Annotated in this window: 25 protein-coding genes and 1 pseudogene; 18 read left to right on the forward strand and 8 right to left on the reverse strand. The window is 64.4% G+C overall.

What is annotated here, in order from left to right; all coding sequences use genetic code 11:
- Window positions 1–196: 196 nt before the first annotated feature.
- Window positions 197–1,267 carry an alpha-hydroxy acid oxidase gene (locus AC5RT8_RS01295; protein ID WP_494093893.1) on the forward strand — a complete coding sequence of 357 codons (1,071 nt, stop codon included), beginning with the start codon at window positions 197–199 and terminating at the stop codon, window positions 1,265–1,267.
- A gap of 424 nt (window positions 1,268–1,691) precedes the next feature.
- Here the strand turns inward: AC5RT8_RS01295 and AC5RT8_RS01300 are convergent, their stop codons facing one another.
- On the reverse strand, window positions 1,692–3,077 hold the full coding sequence (locus AC5RT8_RS01300; RefSeq protein WP_494093894.1) for an MFS transporter: 1,386 nt from the start codon (window positions 3,075–3,077) through the stop codon (window positions 1,692–1,694).
- Between the two features lie 9 nt (window positions 3,078–3,086).
- The gene (locus AC5RT8_RS01305; RefSeq protein WP_494093895.1) at window positions 3,087–4,706 is read right to left on the reverse strand and encodes a carboxylesterase/lipase family protein; all 1,620 of its coding nucleotides are present in this window, start codon (window positions 4,704–4,706) and stop codon (window positions 3,087–3,089) included.
- Between the two features lie 237 nt (window positions 4,707–4,943).
- Between AC5RT8_RS01305 and AC5RT8_RS01310 the strand changes: the two are divergent.
- From AC5RT8_RS01310 to AC5RT8_RS01365, 12 genes and pseudogenes are all read left to right on the forward strand, one after another.
- Window positions 4,944–5,324 (forward strand): annotated as a pseudogene (locus tag AC5RT8_RS01310) (oxidoreductase dimerization domain-containing protein); the annotation flags it as partial.
- A 65-nt stretch (window positions 5,325–5,389) separates the two neighbouring features.
- The gene (locus AC5RT8_RS01315) at window positions 5,390–5,695 is read left to right on the forward strand and encodes an EthD family reductase (RefSeq protein ID WP_494093896.1); all 306 of its coding nucleotides are present in this window, start codon (window positions 5,390–5,392) and stop codon (window positions 5,693–5,695) included.
- 288 nt (window positions 5,696–5,983) lie between these two features.
- Window positions 5,984–8,533 carry an excinuclease ABC subunit UvrA gene (locus AC5RT8_RS01320; protein WP_494093897.1) on the forward strand — a complete coding sequence of 850 codons (2,550 nt, stop codon included), beginning with the start codon at window positions 5,984–5,986 and terminating at the stop codon, window positions 8,531–8,533.
- 89 nt (window positions 8,534–8,622) lie between these two features.
- The gene (locus tag AC5RT8_RS01325) at window positions 8,623–9,090 is read left to right on the forward strand and encodes a nuclear transport factor 2 family protein (RefSeq protein ID WP_494093898.1); all 468 of its coding nucleotides are present in this window, start codon (window positions 8,623–8,625) and stop codon (window positions 9,088–9,090) included.
- A 64-nt stretch (window positions 9,091–9,154) separates the two neighbouring features.
- Window positions 9,155–9,703 carry a TetR/AcrR family transcriptional regulator gene (locus tag AC5RT8_RS01330; RefSeq protein ID WP_494093899.1) on the forward strand — a complete coding sequence of 183 codons (549 nt, stop codon included), beginning with the start codon at window positions 9,155–9,157 and terminating at the stop codon, window positions 9,701–9,703.
- An 89-nt stretch (window positions 9,704–9,792) separates the two neighbouring features.
- A complete protein-coding gene (locus AC5RT8_RS01335) occupies window positions 9,793–10,260 on the forward strand; it encodes a hypothetical protein (RefSeq protein WP_494093900.1) in 468 nt (155 codons plus the stop codon).
- Between the two features lie 185 nt (window positions 10,261–10,445).
- Window positions 10,446–11,057, forward strand: a complete 612-nt coding sequence (locus tag AC5RT8_RS01340) for an aminotransferase class IV (protein ID WP_494093901.1) — start codon at window positions 10,446–10,448, stop codon at window positions 11,055–11,057.
- Window positions 11,058–11,311: 254 nt separating this feature from the next.
- Window positions 11,312–11,722, forward strand: coding sequence for an RNA polymerase sigma factor (locus AC5RT8_RS01345; RefSeq protein ID WP_494093902.1), 411 nt, complete (start codon window positions 11,312–11,314; stop codon window positions 11,720–11,722).
- Between the two features lie 601 nt (window positions 11,723–12,323).
- Window positions 12,324–13,076: an SDR family oxidoreductase gene (locus tag AC5RT8_RS01350; RefSeq protein ID WP_494093903.1), complete on the forward strand. Its 753-nt coding sequence runs from the start codon at window positions 12,324–12,326 to the stop codon at window positions 13,074–13,076.
- A 611-nt stretch (window positions 13,077–13,687) separates the two neighbouring features.
- Window positions 13,688–14,314 carry a hypothetical protein gene (locus AC5RT8_RS01355; protein WP_494093904.1) on the forward strand — a complete coding sequence of 209 codons (627 nt, stop codon included), beginning with the start codon at window positions 13,688–13,690 and terminating at the stop codon, window positions 14,312–14,314.
- On the forward strand, window positions 14,314–14,541 hold the full coding sequence (locus AC5RT8_RS01360) for a helix-turn-helix domain-containing protein (protein WP_494093905.1): 228 nt from the start codon (window positions 14,314–14,316) through the stop codon (window positions 14,539–14,541). The genes AC5RT8_RS01355 and AC5RT8_RS01360 overlap by 1 nt, the downstream gene beginning before the upstream one ends.
- A gap of 185 nt (window positions 14,542–14,726) precedes the next feature.
- Window positions 14,727–15,152 (forward strand): hypothetical protein, encoded by a 426-nt coding sequence (locus AC5RT8_RS01365; RefSeq protein ID WP_494093906.1) that lies wholly within the window; start codon window positions 14,727–14,729, stop codon window positions 15,150–15,152.
- Window positions 15,153–15,178: 26 nt separating this feature from the next.
- On the opposite strand, the gene AC5RT8_RS01370 is transcribed toward AC5RT8_RS01365, so the two are convergent.
- From AC5RT8_RS01370 to AC5RT8_RS01385, 4 genes are all read right to left on the reverse strand, one after another.
- The gene (locus tag AC5RT8_RS01370; protein ID WP_494093907.1) at window positions 15,179–15,751 is read right to left on the reverse strand and encodes a hypothetical protein; all 573 of its coding nucleotides are present in this window, start codon (window positions 15,749–15,751) and stop codon (window positions 15,179–15,181) included.
- Window positions 15,752–15,853: 102 nt separating this feature from the next.
- On the reverse strand, window positions 15,854–17,002 hold the full coding sequence (locus tag AC5RT8_RS01375) for an RNA polymerase sigma factor (RefSeq protein WP_494093908.1): 1,149 nt from the start codon (window positions 17,000–17,002) through the stop codon (window positions 15,854–15,856).
- Window positions 17,003–17,009: 7 nt separating this feature from the next.
- Window positions 17,010–17,150, reverse strand: coding sequence for a hypothetical protein (locus AC5RT8_RS01380; RefSeq protein ID WP_494093909.1), 141 nt, complete (start codon window positions 17,148–17,150; stop codon window positions 17,010–17,012).
- A gap of 174 nt (window positions 17,151–17,324) precedes the next feature.
- Window positions 17,325–17,945: a TetR/AcrR family transcriptional regulator gene (locus AC5RT8_RS01385; protein ID WP_494093910.1), complete on the reverse strand. Its 621-nt coding sequence runs from the start codon at window positions 17,943–17,945 to the stop codon at window positions 17,325–17,327.
- 81 nt (window positions 17,946–18,026) lie between these two features.
- Here AC5RT8_RS01385 and AC5RT8_RS01390 point away from each other — a divergent pair, with 81 nt between their 5' ends.
- The 4 genes from AC5RT8_RS01390 (at window position 18,027) to hisF (ending at window position 21,926) form a co-directional block, all read left to right on the forward strand.
- Entirely contained in the window at window positions 18,027–19,556 is a 1,530-nt protein-coding gene (locus AC5RT8_RS01390; RefSeq protein WP_494093911.1) for an FAD-dependent oxidoreductase, read from the forward strand.
- A 403-nt stretch (window positions 19,557–19,959) separates the two neighbouring features.
- Entirely contained in the window at window positions 19,960–20,223 is a 264-nt protein-coding gene (locus AC5RT8_RS01395) for a phosphoribosyl-ATP diphosphatase (protein WP_146362223.1), read from the forward strand.
- Window positions 20,224–20,298: 75 nt separating this feature from the next.
- Window positions 20,299–21,141, forward strand: a complete 843-nt coding sequence (hisG, locus tag AC5RT8_RS01400; protein ID WP_494093912.1) for an ATP phosphoribosyltransferase — start codon at window positions 20,299–20,301, stop codon at window positions 21,139–21,141.
- Between the two features lie 14 nt (window positions 21,142–21,155).
- Entirely contained in the window at window positions 21,156–21,926 is a 771-nt protein-coding gene (gene hisF / locus AC5RT8_RS01405; protein WP_494093913.1) for an imidazole glycerol phosphate synthase subunit HisF, read from the forward strand.
- A 17-nt stretch (window positions 21,927–21,943) separates the two neighbouring features.
- Here the strand turns inward: hisF and AC5RT8_RS01410 are convergent, their stop codons facing one another.
- Complete coding sequence (locus AC5RT8_RS01410; protein WP_494093914.1) at window positions 21,944–22,588, reverse strand: TetR/AcrR family transcriptional regulator; 645 nt, start codon at window positions 22,586–22,588, stop codon at window positions 21,944–21,946.
- Between the two features lie 93 nt (window positions 22,589–22,681).
- Between AC5RT8_RS01410 and AC5RT8_RS01415 the strand changes: the two genes are divergently transcribed.
- Complete coding sequence (locus tag AC5RT8_RS01415) at window positions 22,682–23,404, forward strand: SDR family oxidoreductase (protein WP_494093915.1); 723 nt, start codon at window positions 22,682–22,684, stop codon at window positions 23,402–23,404.
- Between the two features lie 176 nt (window positions 23,405–23,580).
- Here AC5RT8_RS01415 and AC5RT8_RS01420 read toward each other — a convergent pair whose 3' ends face one another.
- Window positions 23,581–24,402, reverse strand: a complete 822-nt coding sequence (locus tag AC5RT8_RS01420) for a cupin domain-containing protein (protein ID WP_494093916.1) — start codon at window positions 24,400–24,402, stop codon at window positions 23,581–23,583.
- Window positions 24,403–24,464 lie beyond the last annotated feature (62 nt).

Here is a 24,464-nt window from a genome sequence, read left to right on the forward strand (position 1 = left end):
CCGGCCGCCACGGCGCGTCTTGCGGCAACTGCGTCTGAGCCCAGACGCCTTCAGGGACTGCTTGGTGCGGCGTTCAGGGGACACTCTTCTCGGCCTGCAGGACTCGGGGACCATTACGGAGGGTAAGTGTGATTGGATTCCGGGACACGGGAAGAGTGCAGGATTCCAAACGACGACCCAGACGACGAGGAGCACCATGCAGTGGCGTGCCGGACAGCCGTTGAATGATTTGGAATGCGCAGCAAAGGCCGCGCTTCCGGATTACGTGTACGGCTACTTTGCCGGCACGGCCGGCGGCGGTGAATCCGTACAGGATGCGGCTGCGCAGTGGGATGGGGTGAGGTTCCGCCCGCGGGCCTTTACCCGGACGTCCTCAGGGGGAACCGGGACAACCGTATTGGGGGTGCCGCTGCAGACTCCGGTCCTGGCAGCGCCGATGGCGCAGCAGAACGCTGCGACGCCCCAGGCGGAACTCGCCACCGCGCGTGCGGTGCGCCGCACAGGATCGCTGCTCGGTGTCTCCACCAATACCTCAGTACCGTTCGCGAAGATTGCGGCGGAAGGCGTGCCGTGGTGGTTCCAGGTGTACGTCATGAAAGACCGGGGCCTGTCCGATGCCCTTGTTGAACGCGCTGCGGCCGCCGGCGCGAGGGCGTTGATCCTCACTGTGGACACAACACGGCTGTCCTCGAGCGGGTTGGTCATTGACCCGCTGCTGTGGCCCGAGACGCCGGGCAAGATGAGGCTCGCCAACCTGCTTCAAGAGGATCTGACGGGACTTCCCGCGGACGCCACATACGCAGCAGGGAACCTGACACTCGACGTTATTGCCGAGTTACGTGAACGCTCGGGTCTTGAGGTGGTGGTCAAGGGCATCCTGCGCGGTGATGATGCCCGCAGGGCCGTGGACGCGGGGGCCGCCGGTGTGCTGGTATCGACGCATGGCGGCCGCCGGCTCGGGAAATCGGTGACGTCCGTCCAGGCATTGCCCGAGGTGGTTCAGGCTGTCGGCGGTGACTGCGAGGTGTACGTCGACAGCGGTATCCGTACCGGAGACCACATCGCGGCGGCATTGGCCATGGGTGCACGGGCCGTTTTCGTCGGACGGCCCGTGATGTGGGGACTGGCCGCCGGGGGAGAGGAAGGTGCAGCGGCTGTGCTGGGCGGCCTGACCGCGGAGCTGCGCGCTGCGATGGCCGCTATCGGCGCGGACCGCATTGAGGACATGACCGCGGATCTGCTGTCGGCTCCCTCGGCAACCTGCTGAGTACACCTCTTACGGGCGCTCCGCTGCCTCCCTGGCGGCCGGCGTGCGTGCGGGCCTGCATCCGGTTGCCGCAGACTGCCATGGAAACACCACTTGGCCGTGAAGCGGTTGAGTGGCAGTACGCATTCTTCGGCGGTTACCACACCAACCGGGCACTGTATCCGGCGCTCCACCGATGGCTGCGTTCCACCCAGGTTCCGGTACTCGCCGTGTGTGTGGGGGGGGGGATGACGAAATCTTCGGTCCGGCAGGAGCGGAAGCGTTCCTTTCAGATGTCCCAAAGGCACGCGTGGAACTGCTCGACGGCGGCCACTTCCTCTTGGAGTTCCACCTCGACGAGGTTGCGGACATCATCCTTGACCGGCGTTCCCGGTTCTAGCCGGAGCGCTAAGGGCACAACGACGACGGCGCACCCGCCTGCACGTCACCCGTCAGCGGAGGGCCGGGACGTCGTCGTCGGATTCCGGATCCCCAGGAACGCGACCGTCCCGGCTGCAAGGAAGAGGCAGGCGGTCACCAGCACCGTCTGCCGGAATCCCGGAAAGTCCAAGGCGCCGCCGGATACCGCGCCGGCCAGCGCGATCGCGACCAGTCCGGCCACCCGCGACACGGCATTGTTGACCGCTGACCCGATGCCGGCCTCGTCCTCGTTCAGCGCGCCGAGCACCGCAGCGGTCAGCGGCGCCACCATCAGGGCCAAACCCAGTCCGCACAGCAGCAGTCCCGGCAGCAGCTCGGTGAGGAAGTCCAGCGGCGGCCGGACCGTGAGCATCAGGAGGAACCCGGCACCGCAGGTCACCGGCCCGGCCGTCATAAACAACCGCGGCCCGTAGGTCCCGGCGAGCCTGCCGACACGCGCGGACAAGAGCAGCATGGCCACCGGCAGCGGCAGGGCCGTGAAGCCGGCCGCGGTAGCGGAGAATCCGGCGGTCTCCTGCACGAAAACGGTCACGGCGAACGTTCCAAGGGAAATCCCGGCATAGGCACCTGCCGTGACCACGTTGCCGTAGCGGAAATTCCGTGCCCGGAACAGGGACAGCGGCATCATCGGGGCCGGCGCCTGTCCCTCGCGCAGCAGGAACAGTGCCAGTGCCGACAGTCCTGCGGCGAGGGGAACGACGACGGCGGGATGCCCCCAGCCCAACCGCTCCTGTTCGATCAGCGCATAGACGGGACCGGCAAGGCCGAGAACTGCCAGCACCACGCCGGGCAGATCAAACTCGGCCCGCCTCCGCCCGCCGTTCTCCTGCAGACCAGTCATCAAGAGCAGGCAGGCGGCCACCGGCAAAACGTTCACGGCGAAGATCAGCCGCCAGCTGACCACGTCCACGAGCACTCCGCCCAGCAGCGGGCCAATGATCGCGGCCGTGCCGGTCCATGCCGTCCACCTGCCGATCGCGGCGGCCCGCGCGGCGTCGTGGTACGCCGTCGTAATCAGTGCCAGGGAACCCGGCACCAGCAGTGCCGCGGTGATGCCCTGGATTCCGCGGGCGAGGATCAGGACGCCGGGATCCCATGCCAACGCACAGGCGAGCGAGGCCACCCCGAAGCAGAGAATGCCGATCCGCAGGATGCGCAGCCGTCCGAAAGAGTCGGAGAGCGAACCGGCCAGTAGGATGAACGCGCCCAGGGTGAGCAGGTAGGCGTTCACCGTCCACTGCTGGGTGGGCAGGCCCCCGCCAAGCTCCCCGCTGATCGCCGGCAGTGCCACGGTGACGATGGACCCGTCGAGGAACGCAACGAAGGTAGCGAGAATAGCGACGGCCAGCAGCCGGGTGTTTCCGGAGGGGCTGCTGGCCGTGCTGGTCATGAACGAATACTAAGGTGCCGGGCTCACCCGGTCCCACAGTTCACACCCGTGCTCGGCATCGACCGTTGCGTGACTCACCACTTGGGCGCTCGGGGCAACGAGTTGCAGCATCTCTCCCTGGGGGCGGTAGCGCGGCCACTCCGGAGCGAAGCTCGCATCCGGGCGACCTTCGTCGGCAAAGCTGGACCAGTAGCTGATCATCTGGTCCGAGAGCTGTACCTGTTCGGTGCTGAACGGCAGCGCGGTGCCCAGATAGTCCCACAGGTAGCCAAGGTCATTGACGTGGGTGGCGCCGAACGGGTAATCAGTGCCGAGCCGCCAGATGGAGGTGAATGCCGGCCCGTCCTTTTCTGCGAACTCGTAGGCGTACGTCCTGGTATCGGCGGCCATCCGGTCGCGCAGGGTCTGGTCACGGCAGGCACGCTGATCGCTCTGCACATCTCCCCACGCCACCGTTGGGGACGGATAGTTGGCGGCAGGGTAGGCCGCCGCCACCTGTGCAGCATCGTTCGGATACGTGGTGGCGATCAGATCGGCGAGCATTCCTTCGGTGATCGGGTTGCCGACGTAGTCGTACGCGCCGAAAACGCTTTGCTGCGACTCATCCGCCGTCCCGCCCACTATCACCGGAAGCCTGGTGAGCCGGCCGGCCTTCAACAGCTCGAGCGGGTCTGAGGGGAGGACGGCGTTGCCGGCAACCGCGCCGCTCTGCCGTACCACGGTCTGGGCGGCAAGCACCTCGGCCGGAGACTTCGCCCGAAGGCAGGCGAGCTCGGTTGCCGGATCAGGGCAGCCGATCTCCGCCGCGAACTGGGTGCCGGACGCACGTGCCGCTTCGGGGGTGCGGGCGGAGCATCCGCCGCTTTGCAGGATCGCCTGATCGAACAGGCCACGGGCTCCGGGCGAGGCGAGCTGTGCGCAGGTATTCGACGCCCCGGCTGACTGGCCGGCGAGGGTGACGTTCCGTGCGTCGCCGCCGAACCTTCCAATGTTCTCCTGGATCCAGGTGAGAGCGGCCTGCTGGTCGAGCAGGCCGAAGTTGCCTGCCGCACCGTCCGGGTTGTCCGCTTCCAGCCCGGTGGTGTCGAGCCAGCCCATCGCACCCACGCGGTAGTTGATGGTGACGAACACCGCCTCGCTCTTGGTGATGAACTTATTCGGATCGGTGTCGCGGCCTGCTCCGGCGACATTGCCTCCACCGTGGTTCCACACGAATACCGGCAGCTTTTTCGACGACGGCTCGCTCGGACGGTACACGTTGAGGTACAGACAGTCCTCGTTCAGTGTGGGCTGGTCATAGCCCGGGTCCCATCCGGTGCCCTGGGTGCATGAGCCCCCGAACTTCGTGGCGTCCAGCACACCCTCCCACGGTTCGGCCGCTGCCGGGGCCTTCCAGCGCAGGTCCCCGACTGGGGGAGCAGCATAGGGGATCCCTTTGAAGGAGGTGACCATCGACGTCGCTTCCCCCTGGACCTCGCCCTTGTCCGTTGAAACGACCGGGTAGTGGTCCCGGTAACCTTCGTTGGGATCGTGCACGGCGGGGGAGCTGGCAAATGCCGCGCCGGTCACGGTCAGGCCGACCGCTATTCCGGCCGCTGACCATGCGCGCACTCTTTTGGTATTCATCATGGGGTACCTCACTCATCGGCGAATGTCCGGCCGAGTATTGGGTGTTGAAGTGCGCGGATCAAGCGTTTTATCCAGTTACACATGTACTTCCGGGATAAGGGCCTTTACCTGTTGTGGAATGGGCAAAAGCGTGGACCTGTAGGCAAAGGGGGCCCTGCCAGTGCTCCGCCCGCGGGGGCACTGGCTAACACTCTGAGGGCTAAGTAGATTCACGACCCTGCCCTATCCGAACGGCGTGTTCGAACGGCGACCGCCGACCTCCGGGCCGTTCCGCAGGTCATCTTCACCGACCCCGAGATTGCCTCCGCCGGTCTCACCCTGTCCGGCGCCCTCGACGCCGGACTCCGGGTCCGTTCCGTGGAATACGACCTTGGATCCGTTGCCGGTGCCTCCCTGCATGCCGACGGCTACACCGGCCGCGCAGGCATCGTCATCAATGAGGACACCAACACGATTGTCGGGTTCACCGCCGTCGGACCTGACGTGACCGAGCTGGTGCACGCCGCAACCATCGCGATCGCCGGGGAAGTACCCATCGACCGGCTTTGGCATGCGGTTCCGGCCTATCCCACCATCAGTGAAATCTGGCTCCGGCTCCTGGAGACCGCCGCACGGTAGACAACCGCCCCACGTGCCCGGAAACTTCAACCATCCCCACCGCAAACCCCGAAGGAAAGAACACCATGCCCACCAAGATCACCTTCGTCATCGACAACCCCGCCGACCCCCACGCGTTTGAGACCGCCTACAAAGGCATCGCCGACAGCGCCAAGCAGCTTCCGAAGCTGCGCCGATACGAGGCCGGCAAGGTCTGGCCGAAGGAAAACGGCTCACCCACCCCTGCCCACCGGACGCTTGACCTGTACTTCGACAGCTATGAGGACGCCTCGGCTGCCGTGACAGCACCTGTTGCCGCGGATCTCTTCGGTCAGCTGAAGGCCACCGAGACCACCTTCATCGCACTGTTCTCGGAGGTGGAAGAGGGCTAGGCGGCGCACGGTTTGCCCGCCTTGAATCCTTTCCGCGTGGTGCCGATGCCCGTGTTCCCTCACCGGAATACGGGCATCGGCTTCTTAGCCGTTAGTCCGGCATCCTTGATGGTTTGGGTCCCGGCCGAGGTGGAATTTGCGGGGTAAAGACTGTGCTCGCACTGGGTGACGCTGAGACAGTTGTAGGGATGGATACTACGGGACGATCCTCTCCTTCTTCCCGATCCTCCCGGCAGCGATGCCCGTGTTCCATCACCGGACACCCGCTAGAGCCAGTAGGGAGAATCCATGGTTGAGCAGGCCCCCGTGCCCAGCAAAGCCCCCGCCCCCGCGCCCGGCACGGTCCCGCCGTCGGCCGCGGTCCAGATCCGCGGCGCCCGGGTCCACAACCTGAAGAACGTCGACGTCGACATCCCGTTGGACCGGTTGGTGGCCGTTGCGGGCGTCTCGGGCTCGGGGAAATCCTCGCTCGCTATGGGGGTGCTGTACGCGGAGGGGTCTCGGCGGTACATCGAGGCACTGTCCACGTATACCCGGCGGCGGATGTCGCACGCCGCGCGCGCCGTCGTCGACTCCGTGCGCCACGTTCCCGCCGCGCTGGCCCTGCGCCAGCGGCCCGGCGTGCCCGGGGTCCGTTCGACCTTCGGGACTTCCACCGAACTGCTGAATGTGTTGCGGGTGATGTTCTCCCGGCTCGGTTCCCATCTGTGCCCCAACGGGCACCGCCTGCCCCCGACCATCGACGTCGCCGCAGGCAACGAACTCGTGTGTCCCGAATGCGGGACGGCCTTCCCTCCGCCGGGCGCAGAGTCCCTGGCCTTTAACTCCGCCGGCGCCTGTGCCGCCTGCGAAGGCACCGGCACGGTCCGGGAGGTCAACGACGCCGCCCTGGTCCCGGACCCGTCCAAAACCATCAACGACGGCGCTGTAGCCCCCTGGGGCATGTTCGGCCTGACCATGATGTCGCGCGTAGTGGCCGAGTTCGGTGTGCGCACCGACGTCCCGTACGCCGAACTCACCGAACGCGAGCGGGAGATTGTGCTTGCCGGCCCGGAGGAGAAAAAGCACATCAGTGCAGCGACCAGTAACGGCAAGCTGTTCGAGGTGAACATCACCTACCGCAACGCCCGCCTGGCGGTGCAGGAAGCAATGAGGAACGCCACCAGTGAGACGGGCCTGGCCCGGGTGGCCCGTTTCATCAGCGCGCACACCTGCCCGGTCTGTCAGGGAACGCGCCTGTCCCGGGCAGCGCTGGGAACGGAAGTGGCCGGCATCAACCTCGCTGATGCCTCGGCAAAGACGCTGGAGGAGGCGCTGGCCTGGGTGCCGACCGTCGTCGACCCGCTGCCGGCGGAAATGCACCAGATGGCCCGGATGACCGTGGCGCAGTTCGAGGCGATGGCCCGGCGCCTGGTCCAGCTGGGCCTGGGCTACCTCAGCCTCGACCGCGCCGGTGCCACTCTGTCCACGGGGGAGCGGCAGCGGGTGCAGCTCGCCCGTGCGGTGCGTAACGAAACCACCGGCGTGCTGTACGTCCTCGACGAGCCGTCCATCGGCATGCATCCGGTCAACGTCGAAGGCCTCGTCGGGATCATGCGGGACCTACTGGACGGCGGGAACTCGGTGGTGCTGGTGGACCATGACGTGCAGGTGCTGCGCGAGGCCGACTGGATGATCGAGATGGGCCCAGGGTCCGGCGCCGAGGGCGGGTCCGTGATCGCGCAGGGGCCGATCAGCGGTATTACTGCGGATCCCGCGTCGCTTATTGGGCCCTTCGTTAAGGGCGGCGGGGAGCCGATCGTCCGCCAACGTGCCGCCGCCGATGCAATGTACGACGCCGGCACCGTCCACCTGGCAACCTCGCCGCTGCACACCGTCCATGCGCTCGACGTCGCCATCCCCAAGGGCAGACTCACGGCGGTGACCGGTATGTCCGGGTCCGGAAAAACGACCCTGGTGCTGGAGAGCCTCGTCCCGGCCATCAAGGCCGCAGCAAACGGTACCGCGCTTCCGGAGCACGTGGTGACCGTTGATTTGGCTGGCCTGGCCCGGGCGGACGTGGTGGATGCGACCCCCATCGGCGTGAATATCCGCTCCACCGTCGCCACCTATTCGGGCATTCTCGACAACCTGCGCCGGGCCTACGCCGCCACGGACGCCGCCAAGGAACGCGGGCTGTCGGCAGGGGATTTCTCCTACAACACCGGCTCGCTGCGCTGCCCGCGCTGCGAGGGCACCGGCCAGGTGGTGCTGGATGTCCAGTTCCTGCCCGACGTCGAAATCCCCTGCCCCGACTGCAACGGTTCCCGTTACGCTCCGGCTGCCGACGACGTCGTGCTGGACACGGCCGGCGGCAGGTTTTCGCTGCCTGGGCTCCTGGCCCTGACCGTGCGCGAGGCGTACGACGTCGTCGCCGCCCTGCCCAAGGTGCGCCGGAAGCTGCGGACCCTGAAGGACCTCGGCCTCGGCTATTTGACGCTGGGGGAGGACACTCCGGCACTTTCCGGCGGCGAGGCGCAGCGGCTCAAGCTTGCCGGCGAGCTGGGCCGGGACCAGTCCGGCACCCTGTTCATCCTCGACGAGCCTACCGTCGGGCTGCATCCACTGGACACGCGGGTGCTGATCAAAGTGCTGGACCGGCTCCTTGCCAAGGGCGCGACGATCGTGGTCATCGAACACGACCTGGACCTGATTGCGAACGCGGACCACGTTATTGACCTGGGCCCGGGCGGGGGCGAGGCCGGCGGCCGGATCATTGCCACGGGTACGCCCGACGACGTCGCCGCCGCCCCTGCCAGCAGCACCGGCCGCTACCTCGGGGCGTTGCTGCAGGTGTAAGAACGGCCCGCGGGCTTCAAGGCTTGTGGTTCTTGGGAAAGTGAGTAGGTTAGTGATTGATCGATCAATCACTAACCTAAGGGAGCAACATGCTGAAGACGACCGAGCAACGCCGATCCGCCGCCCAATTCGTGGTCAGGGAACATCTCAGGCTCACGGCGGCAGGGCGGGTCGAGGAGTGGCTTGACCTCTTTGCGCCGAACGGAATCCTGGAATTTCCTTTCGCGCCGAAAGGAATGCCGGCCCTGGTTCAGGGGCGTGAGGCACTGGCCACCCACATGAGCCATTTTCCGGAGAACTTTGATGTGGAATTTGTTGACCTCGTTTTTCATGAAACGTCGGACCCAAGTCAGGTAATCGCCGAGTTCCGATCGGTTGGCCAGGCGGTTCCCACCGGTAAGCCGTACGAGCAAACGTGCATCTCGGTTGTTTACACCGATGATGAGGGCCGGATTACCCGCTACCTCGACTACTGGAATCCGCTGGTGGCAATCGAGGCGCTTACCCCCGACGGGGATCCGGCGGTGGTGGATCTGGCAGCGAACTTCGCTGATTGACCAATGGCCAGGCGGTGCGGGCGCCCGCCCTGCACCGCCGTCGGGCCGTGATTGAATGGCAGACATGCCTGCACTCGGTACCAGTACAAGAAGCGACGCGCGGCGCCTGGCCGTCCTCGACGCCGCCGTGGCCTGTTTTTCGCGTAAGGGGTTCTACGGAACCACCACCCACGAAATAGCCAAACAAGCAGGCATTTCGCAGCCTTACGTCTACCGTTTGTTCGAAAACAAGCAGGAGCTTTTCGCCGGCGCCGTCGGCCACGTGTCCGAGCTGATGGAAAGCGTCCTGTCCAGGTATGTGAGCGCAGCTAACCCGTCCGGTGATCCCGCCGAAGCCCTGCGGATTGCCCGGAAGGCGTACGCGGAGGTCATCGAAGACCGCAGCGTGATGATGTTTCTTATGCATGCAAACTGCGCGGCAGACGAGCCACTCGTCGGTGATGCGGTACGCCAGTGTTACGCCAGGCAGGTTGAACTTGTCCGGCAGCTCCTGGGCTCCGATGAGGAGGCAATCCGCGAGTGGTTCGGAGCCGGCATGCTCCAGAATGTTGTCACCGCCCTCCACCTAACTGATGTAAACGAGCCCTGGGCGCGGACCCTCGCCGGGTCCTAGGGGAGATCTCCGGTCGAGCGCGGGACCGGATGATCAGCAGTTGGCACCGGTCCGTAAAGCCGGGTCCGCGCCATAGTAGGCTTCGGGCCATGGGAAATCGGCGAAGCACCAGTGAATCGGATTACCGGCTCTACTCCCGGCCGGTGCCAGGTGAAAGCGGGGACTGCGTGGAAGTGGTGGACGACGGCGAACCTCAGCAGGCCACCGATCCCGCCACCCCGACGGAAGCGGCGGAGTTCAGTGACGCGGGTGTTGTCAGCGCTGGTGCTGACGGGCGCTTAGGGGCCGCAGCACCCCGGCGCCGGGTCAACCCCTATCTGTGTGCCGCGTGGGCAGTTGTGGCGCTCATGCTTGGCCTCGGACTGATCTGGCTTTTCGGCAACCTCCAGATGATGACGGCCATTTACGGTAGCAGCGGTCCAACCATGAGCCGGCAGGACGTGATGGCGATGAACTTCCAGGGCATGGGCCTGTACCTCCTGCCCTTCGGCCTTGCCGGCGCCCTTGCCCTGCTGATGCTTCAGGCTGCCGGATACCGCGGCGAACGCCGGGACTAATGGATGCACCGGGGGAACAGTGTTTAGGTCAGCGTCAGTGGACGGCAGCCACCCGGAGATGGAAACGCTCATCCGACGGGCGACCGTCAACTATGGTCATTTCACGTCTATGCAGGTGAGAAACCGTGCCGTAAAGGGCTTGGACCTACACATGGCGCGGCTGCGCGCGGCCTCCACGGAACTGCATGATGCGGACCTTCGACATGCAGCGGGTGCATGCTTATTTGAAGGCCGGATTGATGGGCTCCCGCGATGCCTCAGTCAGGATTGATGTCTGGCCTGCCACAGCTCCGGGACCGGCTGAACACATCATGGTGACAGTTTCAGATCCCGAACCTGCACCGGCGGGGCCCTTGGCCTTGAACTCCGTTTCTTATCAATGCCCCGTGCCCCAGATCAAGCACGCAGGAAGCTTCGCTCAGCTCTTCCACATGAAGCAGGCCCAGAAGGCAGGCTTCGATGATGCCCTATTACTGGGACATCGCGGTGAAATAGCTGAAACGGCGATCGCCAACATTGGATTCATTCAGGGCGGGATGATCGTTTGGCCAGAGGCTGAAGCACTGTGCGGTGTCACCTGGCAACTTTTGAACCAGATCAGCACCTCGCAGGGCCTCACGGCTTCACTCCGCCCTCTCCGTCTCCACGAGCTGTCCAGGTTCGATGCCGCTTTCACAGCCAATTCACGCGGCATAACAGGTGTCGGCCGGATTGATGACATGGAGTTCCCCGTTGAAAACGAAATTCTGGAGAAGCTAACGGAATGGTATGGGTCGATCCCTGCGCAGCTCATTTAGCTCGCCACGCAAGTAGGCGTTCCTTGCGCCATTCTTAAATGCACCTTTGCTGTCACAAATCCGGTTCAGGCAACACTTACTAGCTGGAGGTGTGCAACGAGCCCACGAGATACCAAGTCCTCTGTGACAGCCGACAACCACCTGGCAGCCAGCCTGGCCCTAGGAGATGAAGCGGCGTTCGCCGCACTATTCGATAAGTACTCAGCGACCGTATACCGATATGCGTGGGGGGGCTGGCAGATGCTAGGGACGAGGTGCCGGACATTGTCCAGGAGACGTTTCTGCTACTTTGGCGGCGCCGCAAGGACGTCCGCCTGGCCGAAAGCACGATGCTCCCATGGCTGCTTATCTGCTGCCGGAACACCGCATACAACCTCAATAGGACCCGCCGCCGCTCTGAGCCAGTAGAGCTTATCGAGCCCCCGCTAGGTTCCCCCGCCCGGTCCCTGCGGGAGGAACATGATCGGGCTGTGGAGGAACTGGCCTGGATCCTTGAGGAAATCGCGGCTTTGCCCGAAGCCGAACGGCGGCTTTGCGAGCTATGTCTCCTCGAAGGGCGGAGTTACGACGAGGCTGCCGCCATGTTGGGTATAAGCCAGCCCGCTGTACGTAAGCGGATAGAACGAACGCGCCGGAAACTGCGCGCATCAAAGAACGCCAACTAAAGGAGCATCATGCCCATTAGCTATGGACCGCCAGCACATAATCAGATCGCTCAAGAGCTTGCTCCCGTTCGGACCTCGCTCCTCCGCTAAGTCACCCGCCGCCGTGCCGTCAGGCGTGCGTCACTTTCAACAGCTGTGGCCGTCGCGTTATCCATGGGTGGAGTGTCCGTTGCAATCGGAACCAATCAGGACTATCTGGCAAACAGCGAGTTTATGACCAAGCCGCAGTATGTACAGGAGCTTGCAGATTGTATGGAGGCCCGAGGCTGGGAGCCGGTCCCGGGGAGCAACGATCCGCGTTCACCAATGCCAGCGGTACATTTCCGGTATCCCGCCGACCTCAGTGCAGACATCGGCAGTGATGCCGGAGAGTGCCGGGACACCATCTCGGAACGGGTTGGAGAATCGATCATCCCTGACATGTGAGCAGTCCTCGCTCGCTGCAATGCGAAGGTGCGGACAGGTAGAGCCATACGTCGTTCCCCCTCGCGCAACCGGTGCCTGCGAGGGGAAACTTGAGCAGGTGCGCACGGGCGCAGACAGCCGGCGGCCCAGTTCTCGACGCTGACCCGGGGGGCTACCGCGAAACCCAGGAGGACAGATGCAGAATGAGATTTCCGGGAAGGTCGTTGTCATCACCGGAGCGTCATCCGGGATCGGGGAGGCGACGGCGAAGCTGCTCGCCCATCGAGGCGCCAAAGTGGTTCTGGGTGCCCGCCGCGAAGAGAAACTGGAACCGACGGTCAGGCAGATCCGGGACGCCGGGGGCGAAGCAGTCAGCAGGGCCTTGGATGTCACCCTGCAGGCCGAGAACGATGCGATCGTGGCGCTGGCCAAAGACACGTTCGGCGGCCTGGATGCGATTTTCCTCAACGCCGGGCTGATGCCGAACAGCCCGCTGTCCGCACTCAAAACAGACGAATGGCACCGAATGGTGGACGTCAACGTCACCGGCGTGCTCAACGGCGTCGCCGCCGTACTGCCGACGTTCATCGAGCAGAAGTCCGGCCACGTTATCGCCACCTCGTCAGTCGCCGGGCTCAAGGCCTACCCGGGCGGCGCAGTCTATGGCGGAACCAAGTGGTTCCTGCGCGACTTCATGGAGGTGCTGCGCATGGAGTCCGCCACCGAGGGGACCCACATCCGTACGGCCACGATCTATCCTGCCGCCATTAACACGGAGCTGCCGGATTCAATCAGCGACAAGGGCACCGCCGAAGGCATGGAGGCGCTGTACCAGCGGTACGGCATCGCTCCGGAGCGGGTGGCCGACGTCGTCGCCTACGCACTCGATCTTCCTGCGGACACTACGGTCAACGAGTTTACGATCGGGCCGGCCAACCAACCCTGGTAGCCGCCGTTGACGGGGAGGCGGAAGGTACGGGATTCTGCGCCGTACTGATTCTGCTACCGGTGTGGGATTCTGCTGCCGGTGTGGGTAAATCCTCCGCTGCGCAGTGGCAGGGGTTTCCCAAACCGGCAGGATTTTCCCAAAACGGAGCGGATCCGCACGGGAACATCCGGCCTGAAGCCTTCCACCATGTCATGGACGGCCAAAGTGGTGGCCACCATCTGGGAAGAACACCCCACTCCAGCGGCAAACGATCCCTCTGAAGGCACTAGGCCGGGCTGACCGGCGAGCTCATAGTGCGACACGGAAAATCCATGCGCCGAGGGCCGTGGTGCGGTATTCGACGATCCCAGTCTGTTGCACGTATTCGACGTATGCCTCTAGGTCTTGGCTGCGGACAACGCCGCGCCAGGTCCGCACAATGCGCATGCCGATCCTTCCGAAGATGGCGGACTGCCGGACCAGCCGGGCCCAGGGACAGGAGCCTAGCGTCGGCCGGGCCGGGCGGCCAGAGCGAGACGGTTGCCGGGGTGCCATTGACGCCGGCACCGCAGCGGCTTAGGTTATCGACAATCGTTATTACCGAAAGTCGATATGGGGCAACCGTGAAGCTGATGAAAAACACCGGCGCGCTGGCAGGCGAAAAGAGAATCGTTTCACGAACGGACGCGACCGTATTCATGATTGTGGCGGCATTGGCCGCGGTCGTCAGCACTGCCTTTTCAATCTCCGAAATCGTCGGGTACTTCACGGGCCCGGTGACGCTGGAGCTTCCGGTCAGCGCACAGGAGCAGAGTGTGGACGGGCTGACGGCCGGAGCGACAGGGCACTACACAACTCTGATGGCCACGGTTCCCGCTCTACCGTTGGGGCCAGCAGCGCTCCTGGCATGGTCCTCAGCACTGCACCAGACAGGTGTGCTCACCGTGCTGGCGCTGGTGTTCCTGCTGGCCCACCGGCTGCGCAGCGCGGTCCTGTTCACCGCGGTGTCCGTGCGCATCGTCGGCGCCTGCGGTATCGCGCTGCTGCTGGTAGGGACAATCAGCCAGATTCTCAACGGGCTCGCCCTGCCCCGGGTGGCTGACGTAGTGGTCAAGGAACGGCAGACGGGCGAAGAACTGGTCCTCTTTGAAGGCACGATGAGCCCGTGGCCGCTGGTGCTTAGCGTCGTCCTGATGCTGATTGCGGGAGTCTTCCAGTACGGACGCCGGATGCAGCAGGATACGGATGGCTTGGTCTGATGCCGGCGGATTATTCCTCGAACATCCACTGCCGTCTTGATGAACTCCTGGAAGCCCGCGGCATGACACTGACGGAACTGAGCCGGCAGGTTGGAGTGAGTCTGGTGAATCTGTCGGTACTCAAGAATGACCGGGCGAAGGCCATCCGGTTCTCCACGCTGACCGCGATCTGCAATGCGCTGGATTGTGCGGTCGGGGACCTTTTGGTGATTCACGGTCCCGCTTGAACCTGTTGTGGTTTAATCCTTATTCTGTCTGAGCATCCGGAATAGCTACACTGCTACTGCTGAAGTTATTGTTCCGCACGCCCTTTTACCGTTAGGTCTCAAAGTGTCAAAAGCCAAAGAAGCCCCCGGTGTAGAGGCGGGCGAAAGCCTGGTTCCCCAAGGTGCCCGCCCCATGGCTGGCGATCGTGCTGGCGATCGCATCGATCGTGGGAATGATCGTCGCCAGCGAATTCATGGGTGAGCCTAAGGCTGAGGGTTATAAAGACTTGCTGATGCTGGGGATCATCATTCTTCTGGTCGTTTGCATTGTTTCTTTTGCCGTGATCATCAAGGTCGGGGTTGCAGCCAAGAGGAAACTGTCAGCGGCCAAAGGCAGGATCGCGGACGTGCTGCGGCAGGAACACGGCTACACGGTGGATCATCCCAAGACGCTCATCCTGACTGTCCAGAGCAAAACCACGCTGAATCCCTATGACATACCGGCGATGGACCAGTACAGGCGGCCGGTCAATGTTCGGATCCGTCCGGATGAAACGGGCACCAAGGTTGTTGCATCCATCTGCGAGGAACATCCGGACCCCTCTGCAAATAACCGCTACCGAAGGCACTAGGTGAGGGGCGTCCCGCCGCGCCGAAACTAGCCCTCCAGGTCGTACACCATCTCCGGGGCACGCTCAAGGATGCGGTCCCGCATTTCGCGCTTGAGGACTTCCAGGTGGGCGAGCTCGGCAGGGGTCTTCTCCGGCTTCGCGGTGAGCTCAATGAACTCGTCCGCGACGATGCCCTCATCGCGGATCAGGCAGGTGACGGTTGCATCCCCGGCGGTCAGCTCGAAGACGTAGCGGGCAAGGGTGTTGCCGCGCTCGGGCCGGGCCAGTTCCGGCAGCACGGCGTAGCGGTCTCCTGTGACCGCACGGGTCACGAGTTCGAAGGCGTCCCGGGCGCCCGGACCGCCGAAGGGAGTGCGGATCCGGATCTCGCGCCGCTCGACGCGGCCGCCGGGGGTGCGGGCTGCCAGTTCCGGCAGCGCCCGGCCGAGTGCTGCGAAGGCATGCGCGACGCCGCCGGGGAAGCCAGGGCCGTGATACTTCATGCAGTCGGCGAAGGTGAAGTCCAGCTGCACCCCGTCCTCCCACACGGTGAGCGTGCGCTCAGGGTTCGGGATCGGCGTCGGTTCGGGACGTTCGGGGGTGGCTGCGTGCTTGCTCATGTGAGTTTTACTCTCGGTGCTTTGGTGTTGGTGGGGCAGCCGTCTATTCTATCGAACTCCCGGTTGGCCGCGGAAAGGCGGGATCAGTGCCACTGCGCAACGCTAGCTGTCCCGCACGGCAGCATTCAGCCGCGAGGCCTGCAGCGTCAGATGCTCGCGTTCGGCCAGATTCGGTGCCAGCAGCGCCGCCTCCGCATAGAGCCACGCGGCAGTCGCCGGGTCGCCGCCGCGCTCGTGCAGGTACGCCCGCGCCGCGGTGTGCCGGGGGAGCGACGGATCCAGTTCCGCCAGCGCGGCCAGGCCGGCACGCGGCCCGTCCGCTTCCCCGACGGCGACGGCGCGGTTCAGCTTCGCGACCGGGCTGCCCGTGAGCCGGACCAGTTCGTCATACCATTCGACGATCTGCGGCCAGTCGGTCTCCTCGGCCTTCTGCGCGTCCGCGTGCAGGGCAGCGACGGCGGCCTGAGCCTGGTATTCACCCAGCCGGTCGCGCGCCAGGGCCCGCTGCAGGAGAGCCACGCCCTCGCTAATCAGCCGGGTGTCCCAGCGGCTGTGGTCCTGGTGTGCCAAGGGAACGAGCCGGCCGCCGTCGTCGGTCCGTGCGGCCCGGCGGGCGTGGTGCAGCAGCATCAGCGCCAGCAGACCCTGTACCTCCGGGTGATCGACGACGACCGCCAGCTGCCGGGTGAGTCGGATGGCTTCGGCGGCGAGGTCGACGTCGCCCGAGTAGCCCTCGTTGAACACCAGATACAGGACGCGCAGCACGGTGGCCACGTCGCCGGGCGTATCAAAGCGGACGCTTGCGACGGTGCGTTTGGCCCGGCTGATCCGCTGCGCCATGGTCGCCTCGCCCACCAGGTATGCGGCGGCGATCTGCCGGGTGGTCAGCCCGCCCACCGCGCGCAGTGTCAGTGCCACCGCGGAAGCCGGGGACAGCGAAGGGTGGGCGCAGAGGAAATACAGCTGCAGCGTGCCATCGGTGGAGCTCACGACGCCGGGCGGGGGCTCGGCGTCGACCCTTAGTTCACGACGGCGGCGGGAGTCCTCAGCGCGCGTGGCGTCCAGGAACTTCCGCCACGCGGCGGTGACCAGCCAGCCCTTCGGATCCCGGGGTGGATTCTCGGGCCAGGTGCGGAGGGCTTCGAGCAGGGCATCCTGCACCGCGTCCTCGGCCGCCGCGAACTCTGCTCCGCGGCGGACGAGGACGGCGATGACCTGCGGGGTGAGCGCCCGGACCTGGCTGTCGTCCACGGGCAGGTCACTCCGTGATGGTCATCGGCGCGGCAAGGAAGGGGCGCAGCTCCAGCCACTCGTGCAGCGGTTTGCCGCCGTATCCCGGCGCCGCGGACAGCTCGCCGGCCAGTTCGAGGGCGCGGTCATAGCTGTCGACGTCGATCACGGAACGGGGGAGGGAATTTCGACACGCACCAGCGATTATCAGGGTACTCTCCGCTACGCTGCGGTGTTCTTGATGACGGTGTAGGACGCGACGGCGTTCGGTGCGCTCTGTGGGCGGAAGCCGCCAATGCCGGCTGCTTCCCACCATTGGCGTGTCCGGATGCTGCCCGCCGCGTCACTGTCGGGGGGCGTAGGCGCGCATGAAGGCATTGACCCCGTCCACCAGGACGCTGTCGAGCTCCGCTGCACTTGGATGCTGCTCCAACAGCTCCAGCGCTAACAGGAATGTCAAGGCAACGAAGTGTTCCGTCGCCCTCTTGGCGTTGGGCGCCTGAAGAGTCCCGGCGCGGTCGAAGGCCGCAAAACGGTTCACGAGGAGCGTCTCAGGTTTATCTTCGCCGGAGTACGCTGCAGAAGGACCGGCCGCCGCAAGGAGCTTTCGGAACAGGACGTATTCGGAGGACCCGAACGTTTCCGTGGCCACCCGGCGAGCGAAAGCCAGCAATGACGGGCCCGGATCACACCCCTCCGGAAATTCCTCCTCCAGCGCACTTGTCAGGCTTGCGGAGAGTGCCGACGTCGCTCTGGACGTGACTGCTGCGAAGAGCCCTTCCTTGGTGCCGAAGTGGTCGTAGACAGTTCGCTTGGACACCCCGGCCAGCAGGGCGATCGCATCGGTGCTCGTGCGGTCGTACCCGTCTGCCAGGAAGAGCGTCTGCGCCGCGCCCAGGATAGCCGTCCGCTTTGCATCAGAGCGCCCTCGGCGGCCGGGGCTGTACTCGGGGTTTGTTGTCATAAGACCTTTGCCTCCTTTAGCTTGTTAATCACACTATACGGTGTAGTTTACAAATCTTATGCCGGCCAAGGAGAGAAAACTATGAGCACAATATCCGTCGATGTCGTGATTATCGGCGCCGGGCCCGTGGGCTTGACGCTCGCGGCCGACCTCGCCAGACGAAACATCGAGGTTCGCATCGTCGATCGCGGATCCGGGCCCAGCCTCGCTTCCAAAGCTAAGACCATTCAGCCCCGGGCACTGGAGATCCTTGACGATCTCGGTGCGGTCGGTGATGTGCTTCGGATCGGCGTTATCGATCTTCCTATGAGATTCCATGACCCCTCGGGTGCAGTAGTCGACAAGCCGGCCATGTCTGTCAGGGCTAATGATGCGTTCTCGACTCCGTATCCTGATCCGATCTGGATTGCCCAGTTCGACGTCGACGCCGCACTCCGCCATCGTCTTGCCGATTTCGGGAAGCGTGTCGAATTCGGCACGGAAGCAACCTTCGTGAGCCAGGACGCCGACGGAGCCTTGGTGCATCTGAGCACCGCGGGCAATGTTGAAGAGGTGCGGACGCGCTTTGTCGTCGCGGCAGACGGGGGCAAGAGCAGCATCCGTAAGCAAATCGGCTTACCTCTTGAAGGTGTGACCTACGAGAACCAGCGCTGGTACCTTGGCGACGTTACCGTCCCGGGCTTGGACCGTGATGTCATGCACATATGGACCTCCGCTCAGGGCATGGTGGGGCTTACCCCGTTGCCCGGAACGAACCTGTGGCAATTCCAGAGTCCGATCCGCCCGGGCGAAGAGCCAGTTAAGCCGTCACTGGCGTCATATCAGGCGTTGTTCGACTCCCGGGTTGGGCACGGAAGAGTCACCCTGACCAGCGCAACCTGGCTGTCTACCTACCGTGTCAACGTCCGTATGGTCGAGTACTACCGCAGCGGCCGGGCGTTCCTGGCGGGAGACGCAGCTCACGTCCACTCGCCAGCCGGCGGGCAGGGCATGAACACTGGAATTCAGGACGCATACAACCTTGGCTGGAAACTCGCCGCCGTCTTGGGCGGCGCTGCCGACGAAATTCTCGATACCTACGGAGCCGAGCGCATCCCGGTCGCCCGTGCCGTCCTCGAGGATTCCACCCGGAAAATGCAAAAGACCCTGGGCGCGGTGACGGAGTCCGCCGAAAAGGGCCTTTCCCCGGCGCTCGGCAGCATCGCAGACGACGTCACTACAGGGCTCCCCATCGGATACCCCGGCAGCACCCTGACTATTCCCCTGCAGAAAGGAATGCGGGCTCCAGTCATGCCCGGGGACCGCGCACCCGACGTTCCTGGCCTGCAGGGCCGAGCCTTCGCGGGAAGTCTGTTTGATCTGCTTCGTGGCACCCACTGGACACTCCTTGCCTTCACCGACAGTGCGGATGTTCTCGGAGCCCACGACTCGGAGTTGGTTCATGTGCACACCATCGGGGCGGCGCTGATTGACACGGAAGGTAACGCCAAGCGCATTTATGGCCCTGCTGAGGATGAGATGATTCTGATTCGTCCCGACGGCTACGTTGCGGCCCGTCTGCCGATTGGGGAACGCGCGACCCTGCTCGAGTATCTCGCTCGATTTTCCTGAGCCTAGATGCTGTTACCTGCATGCCGCAGGATCTGCTGGAGGAGGCGATCCCGGACTATTTTGCGGTAAAAGAGCCAAGGAGCCGGGTTATCACGCGATGTAAAACGAGCGAGGCATGTTCTCCGCCCTCAAGATTTCAAACAGTCGATCGAGTCTGGGGTGGCATGGCAGGCTTGTTGCCGATGCACACCGAACCGTTGAATCCGGGGGTGGCTGGGCATTGTCATGCGCATCAGGGCGTGACTGCGTCATGAAACTATACAAACAGGTGGAGGGCATTGACGCCGGGCTACTTACGGTTAGGCACAGGAGATCTACTTCCGGCGAGGGGCATAAATGACCATCCCGTCACACCACGCCCCACGATTCCGCCCCACCCGGCGGCACAGCGTACCCTTGCACTGTGAAAACCTTCGAAGACCTCTTTGCCGAGCTGAGCCGGAAAGTTCAGGACCGCCCCGCCGGGTCACGCACCGTGGCCGAATTCGAGTCGGGCGTGCATGGCATCGGTAAGAAGGTTGTTGAGGAGGCCGCCGAAGTGTGGATGGCCGCCGAATACGAATCCGATGCCGAATGCGCCGAAGAAATCTCCCAGCTGCTCTACCACCTCCAGGTCCTGATGCTGGCCAAAGGCCTGACCCTGCAGGACGTCTACAAGCATCTCTAGCCGCGCGCTGACTTTCAGCGTGTGGCCCGCCGGTCGAACCTTTTCCCAAACGAACTTCCAGCGAAAGATGCTCCCATGCTCCGTGTAGCCGTACCCAACAAGGGTGCCCTGTCCGAATCCGCCTCCGCCATGCTCAACGAGGCGGGCTACCGCCAGCGCCGCGACACCCGCGAACTGGTCATGGTGGACCCCGACAACGAGGTCGAGTTCTTCTTCCTCCGCCCCCGCGACATCGCCGTCTACGTGGGTGCCGGAACGCTCGACGTCGGCATCACCGGCCGCGACCTGTTCCTCGACGCGCAGGTGGACGCCGAAGAACTGCTGAGCCTCGGCTTCGGCGCCTCCACGTTCCGCTTCGCCGGTCCGGTGGGAGACTTCTCCTCCATCGACCAGCTCGACGGCAAGCGTCTGGCCACCAGCTACGACGGCCTGCTGCGTTCCTACCTGTTCGAACGCGGCATCAACGCCTCCGTGGTCCGGCTCGACGGCGCCGTGGAATCCTCCGTGCGCCTCGGCGTCGCGGACGCGATTGCCGACGTCGTCGAAACCGGCACCACCCTGCGCGCAGCCGGAATGGAAATCTTCGGCGAACCGATCCTGAAGTCCGAGGCCGTGCTCATCGGCCGCCCCGGTGCCAACCCGGCCGGCGTCGACGTGCTCATCCGTCGCCTGCGCGGCGTGCTGGTGGCACGCCAGTACGTGATGATGGACTACGACATCCGCAAGGACCTCGTGGAGCAGGCCGCCGCCCTGACCCCGGGCCTGGAATCGCCCACCGTCTCCCCGCTGCAGAACAGCGACTGGGTAGCCGTACGCTCCATGATCAAGAAGTCCGAAACCAACCGGATCATGGACGAGCTCTACGACATCGGCGCCCGCGCCATCCTGGTCAGCAGCATCCACGCCTGCCGGATCTAGGGAAGGGACATGCCATGAGTGTTGCCATCCGTGTGATCCCGTGCCTGGACGTCGACGCCGGCCGCGTGGTCAAGGGGATCAACTTCGAGGGCCTGCGCGACGCCGGCGACCCGGTGGAACTCGCGCACCGGTACGACCGTGCCGGTGCCGACGAGCTGACCTTCCTGGACGTCACTGCGTCCTCGGGCAACCGCGACACCACGTTCGACGTCGTGGCCCGCACCGCCGAAGAGGTCTTCATTCCGCTGACCGTCGGCGGGGGAGTGCGTACCATCGCGGACGTGGACCGGCTGCTGCGCTACGGTGCGGACAAGGCCTCCATCAACACCGCCGCCGTCGCCCGCCCGGACGTGATCGACGAAATCACCCGGCACTTCGGTTCGCAGGTGCTGACCCTTTCCGTGGACGCCCGGCGCACGCCCGACGGCGCCACGCCGTCGGGCTTCGAGGTCACCACCCACGGCGGGCGCACCGGCACCGGAATCGATGCCGTGGCCTGGGCCAAGGAAGCCGCCGATCGCGGCGTGGGGGAGATCCTGCTGAACTCCATCGACGCCGACGGCACCCGGGAGGGCTTCGACATCGAGATGATTCGGGCCGTCCGCGCCGCCGTGGACGTTCCGCTGATTGCCTCCGGCGGGGCCGGCAAGCCGGAGCACTTCCCGGCCGCCGTGATTGCCGGGGCCGACGCCGTGCTGGCTGCCTCGGTGTTCCACTTCGGTCCGGATGACGCGATTCATCAGGTGAAGCAGGCCATCCGCGACGCCGGGTTCGAGGTCCGGTAGCTTTCGCCGCTACGAAACTATGCCGCACCCGGCGGGTGGTTTAGCGCGGGGAGCACGACGGAGTCGATGACCGAGACGAAAAAGTCCCGGTCAACCTGTTGGCGGGAGTTCAACCGCTGCGTGCTGAGAGCCGGAATGACCTCCGCCAGGATGGGGATAGCGGCGGCCCGATCGGCGGGAACGTCCCCTCTTTCCAGAGCGCGGTACAACAACCGCAGATACACCTCGATATAAGGTTCCGTGACCTCGGCGAGAACCAGGGCCGCGATCTTCTTCGACCTCCGTGAAGCGGAGGCGAGGCCAGTGAAGATTGCCAGCCGCCGGTCCGGACCCCCGAGCCACGAAGAATTGACCACTGCAAGTAAATCCGCTCTCAGGCTTCCCAAATCCGGTAGTAGATCCGACTCAGGGGGGCGGCCAACGGTGCGGACCACTGCCAAGACAAGGTCCTCTTTGGACATCCATCTCCGGTACAGGGTGGATTTCGGTTTACCAGAACGCAGGGAAACTTCATCCAATGTGACACGTTCATAATCCCGCTCGGAGAGAAGGTCGAGTGTGGCTGCCAGTATCAACGCATCGGTTGCGTGGTCGTACGGCCGTCCCTTCCGCTGACGGATCGTTCCGGACTGGTCCGCGGAAGCTGCTTCATAGGTGCTCATTCCCAGCAGCATATGCTCTGTGCAATTACGCTACTAGGCAGTATCGTATGTGTGACTGGGATATGGACAAGTGGTGGTCAATAAGGAGCAACGATGGAAATCCAAGATGCGGTTGTGGTCATTACCGGAGCGTCGTCAGGCATTGGCGCTGCGACAGCGCGTGCGGCATCACGGGCCGGAGCACGTTTGGTTCTAGCCGCACGCCGTGAAGGTCGCATCAGGGAGCTTGCCGATGAATTGGGCGGGGCAAGCGTTGCTGTCGGCTGTGACGTGACGGACCGCGAACAGATCGACCTGCTGGTGCAGACTGCGCTGGATCGGTTCGGACGGATTGACGTCCTCGTGAACAATGCTGGTCAGGGCATTCAGGCCAGAACGGAGTCGATCGAACTCGAAGACTTCCGGGCGGTACTGGAACTAAACCTCATAGCGCCACTGGCGTTAATGCAGGCTGTGCTGCCGATTATGCGACGTCGGCATGTTGGCAGGATCATCAACATCAGTTCAGGTACAACCTTCGCCGATGAACGGGGGACGGCCGGGTATGTTGCTTCCAAAATTGCCCTTGAGCGGCTGTCCGCTGTTGCCCGCAATGAACTCGACGGCACGGGGATTACCGTCTCTACGCTGATACCGTTCGCGACCCGCACCGAGTTCCTTACGTCGATCCGCGCAGGCCGCGCTGAGGCCGAGGCAATGACCGCCGGAGTCGAATTCGACGTTCCGGAAAACGTCGCCGACGCGATTCTTCAACTGGTCAAGAGCGGCGAAGCCCGAATGGACCTGGTGCCCGCATCTTATGGGGGGACACGCTGAGAAATGCGGGGATGCGTGCTCCGGGACGGGCGGCCCGCACTGGCGGTCCGAAGGGGCACAAGCCCCTAGGGGAACTAGGCGCGGGCCTGAACTAAGTTATCTCGCACATACTGAGTGGCTGCTTGCGAGTCTTGTGGCTTTCGCAGAAGGCAATTCTTTGGTGGCGCGAACCCCAGTCACAGCTTTGACGCCACGAATACCTGGGACGGCCCCGTGACCGTGGCCTCCACGGGCTCCCCCGCGTACAGAATCTTCGCTTCGGGTTCGATGTCCGCCGTGACCTCGTCCACCCTGATGCCCGCGGGCTTTATCGCGGCCAGCACTACGCTGAATGGACCCAAGCGGACGGGCTTGGGGTCATCGCCTACTACTACCCGCCGCAGGTCCATGTCCTCGCCCCAGAGTGGAATGCGCTGCTCGCCCTCGCTGGACTCGAGCACGGGAAGGGGAGAAGGCTGCGGCTGTCCTGCGCCCGTCAGGAGCTGCAGTTCGCAGAGGTCCACGTACCCGTTGGCCAGGCCGGCCTGCAGCGCATTGTCGGAAGTGCCCGTCACCAGCACTGCCTGGCCGGACAGATAGGTATGCAGGCACCCCGGGGGTATCACTGCTGCCTGCCCGGGATCCAGCTCGATCAGCTGCATGCAGATCGCCAGCAGGATGCCGCGGTCGTGGGGGAAAAGCTGCTGCAGCCGGAGTACTACGGCGACCGCCTGGGCCGCCGGCCCCTCGGCGTGCTGGCCCCGGTCCACGGCGTCGGCTGTTTCCCGCAGTGCAGCTGCGGTTTCGGAGGGCGTCATGCGGAGCACGGAATGGATAGCAGTCTCATGGCGGAAGGAAAGATAGGAGCGCAGCCAGGGCAGTTCCAGCCCGCAAGCGATGGCCTGAAGCTCTTCCGGGCTCCGTTCCCCGGCAAGCACGCGCAGGTGCGTGAGCGCCACGGCGACCTCACACTTCGGGTTGCGGTCCTTGTAGTTGCGGTTCCCGGCACCCAGCGGCACCCCCGGGCCTGTTCCCGGATGAAACCCGCCAGTGCCTGCTCCCAGTGCGGGTGCAGCATGAT

This window comes from Arthrobacter sp. Ms25, from assembly GCF_059090365.1.

Coding starts and splice junctions, on each gene's coding strand:
- AC5RT8_RS01295 (WP_494093893.1), top strand. CDS start 197: ATGCAGTGGCGTGCCGGACAGCCGTTGAATGATTTGGAATGCGCAGCA.
- AC5RT8_RS01300 (WP_494093894.1), bottom strand. CDS start 3,077: ATGACCAGCACGGCCAGCAGCCCCTCCGGAAACACCCGGCTGCTGGCC.
- AC5RT8_RS01305 (WP_494093895.1), bottom strand. CDS start 4,706: ATGATGAATACCAAAAGAGTGCGCGCATGGTCAGCGGCCGGAATAGCG.
- AC5RT8_RS01315 (WP_494093896.1), top strand. CDS start 5,390: ATGCCCACCAAGATCACCTTCGTCATCGACAACCCCGCCGACCCCCAC.
- AC5RT8_RS01320 (WP_494093897.1), top strand. CDS start 5,984: ATGGTTGAGCAGGCCCCCGTGCCCAGCAAAGCCCCCGCCCCCGCGCCC.
- AC5RT8_RS01325 (WP_494093898.1), top strand. CDS start 8,623: ATGCTGAAGACGACCGAGCAACGCCGATCCGCCGCCCAATTCGTGGTC.
- AC5RT8_RS01330 (WP_494093899.1), top strand. CDS start 9,155: ATGCCTGCACTCGGTACCAGTACAAGAAGCGACGCGCGGCGCCTGGCC.
- AC5RT8_RS01335 (WP_494093900.1), top strand. CDS start 9,793: ATGGGAAATCGGCGAAGCACCAGTGAATCGGATTACCGGCTCTACTCC.
- AC5RT8_RS01340 (WP_494093901.1), top strand. CDS start 10,446: ATGATGCGGACCTTCGACATGCAGCGGGTGCATGCTTATTTGAAGGCC.
- AC5RT8_RS01350 (WP_494093903.1), top strand. CDS start 12,324: ATGCAGAATGAGATTTCCGGGAAGGTCGTTGTCATCACCGGAGCGTCA.
- AC5RT8_RS01355 (WP_494093904.1), top strand. CDS start 13,688: ATGAAAAACACCGGCGCGCTGGCAGGCGAAAAGAGAATCGTTTCACGA.
- AC5RT8_RS01360 (WP_494093905.1), top strand. CDS start 14,314: ATGCCGGCGGATTATTCCTCGAACATCCACTGCCGTCTTGATGAACTC.
- AC5RT8_RS01370 (WP_494093907.1), bottom strand. CDS start 15,751: ATGAGCAAGCACGCAGCCACCCCCGAACGTCCCGAACCGACGCCGATC.
- AC5RT8_RS01385 (WP_494093910.1), bottom strand. CDS start 17,945: ATGACAACAAACCCCGAGTACAGCCCCGGCCGCCGAGGGCGCTCTGAT.
- AC5RT8_RS01390 (WP_494093911.1), top strand. CDS start 18,027: ATGAGCACAATATCCGTCGATGTCGTGATTATCGGCGCCGGGCCCGTG.
- hisG (WP_494093912.1), top strand. CDS start 20,299: ATGCTCCGTGTAGCCGTACCCAACAAGGGTGCCCTGTCCGAATCCGCC.
- hisF (WP_494093913.1), top strand. CDS start 21,156: ATGAGTGTTGCCATCCGTGTGATCCCGTGCCTGGACGTCGACGCCGGC.
- AC5RT8_RS01410 (WP_494093914.1), bottom strand. CDS start 22,588: ATGAGCACCTATGAAGCAGCTTCCGCGGACCAGTCCGGAACGATCCGT.
- AC5RT8_RS01415 (WP_494093915.1), top strand. CDS start 22,682: ATGGAAATCCAAGATGCGGTTGTGGTCATTACCGGAGCGTCGTCAGGC.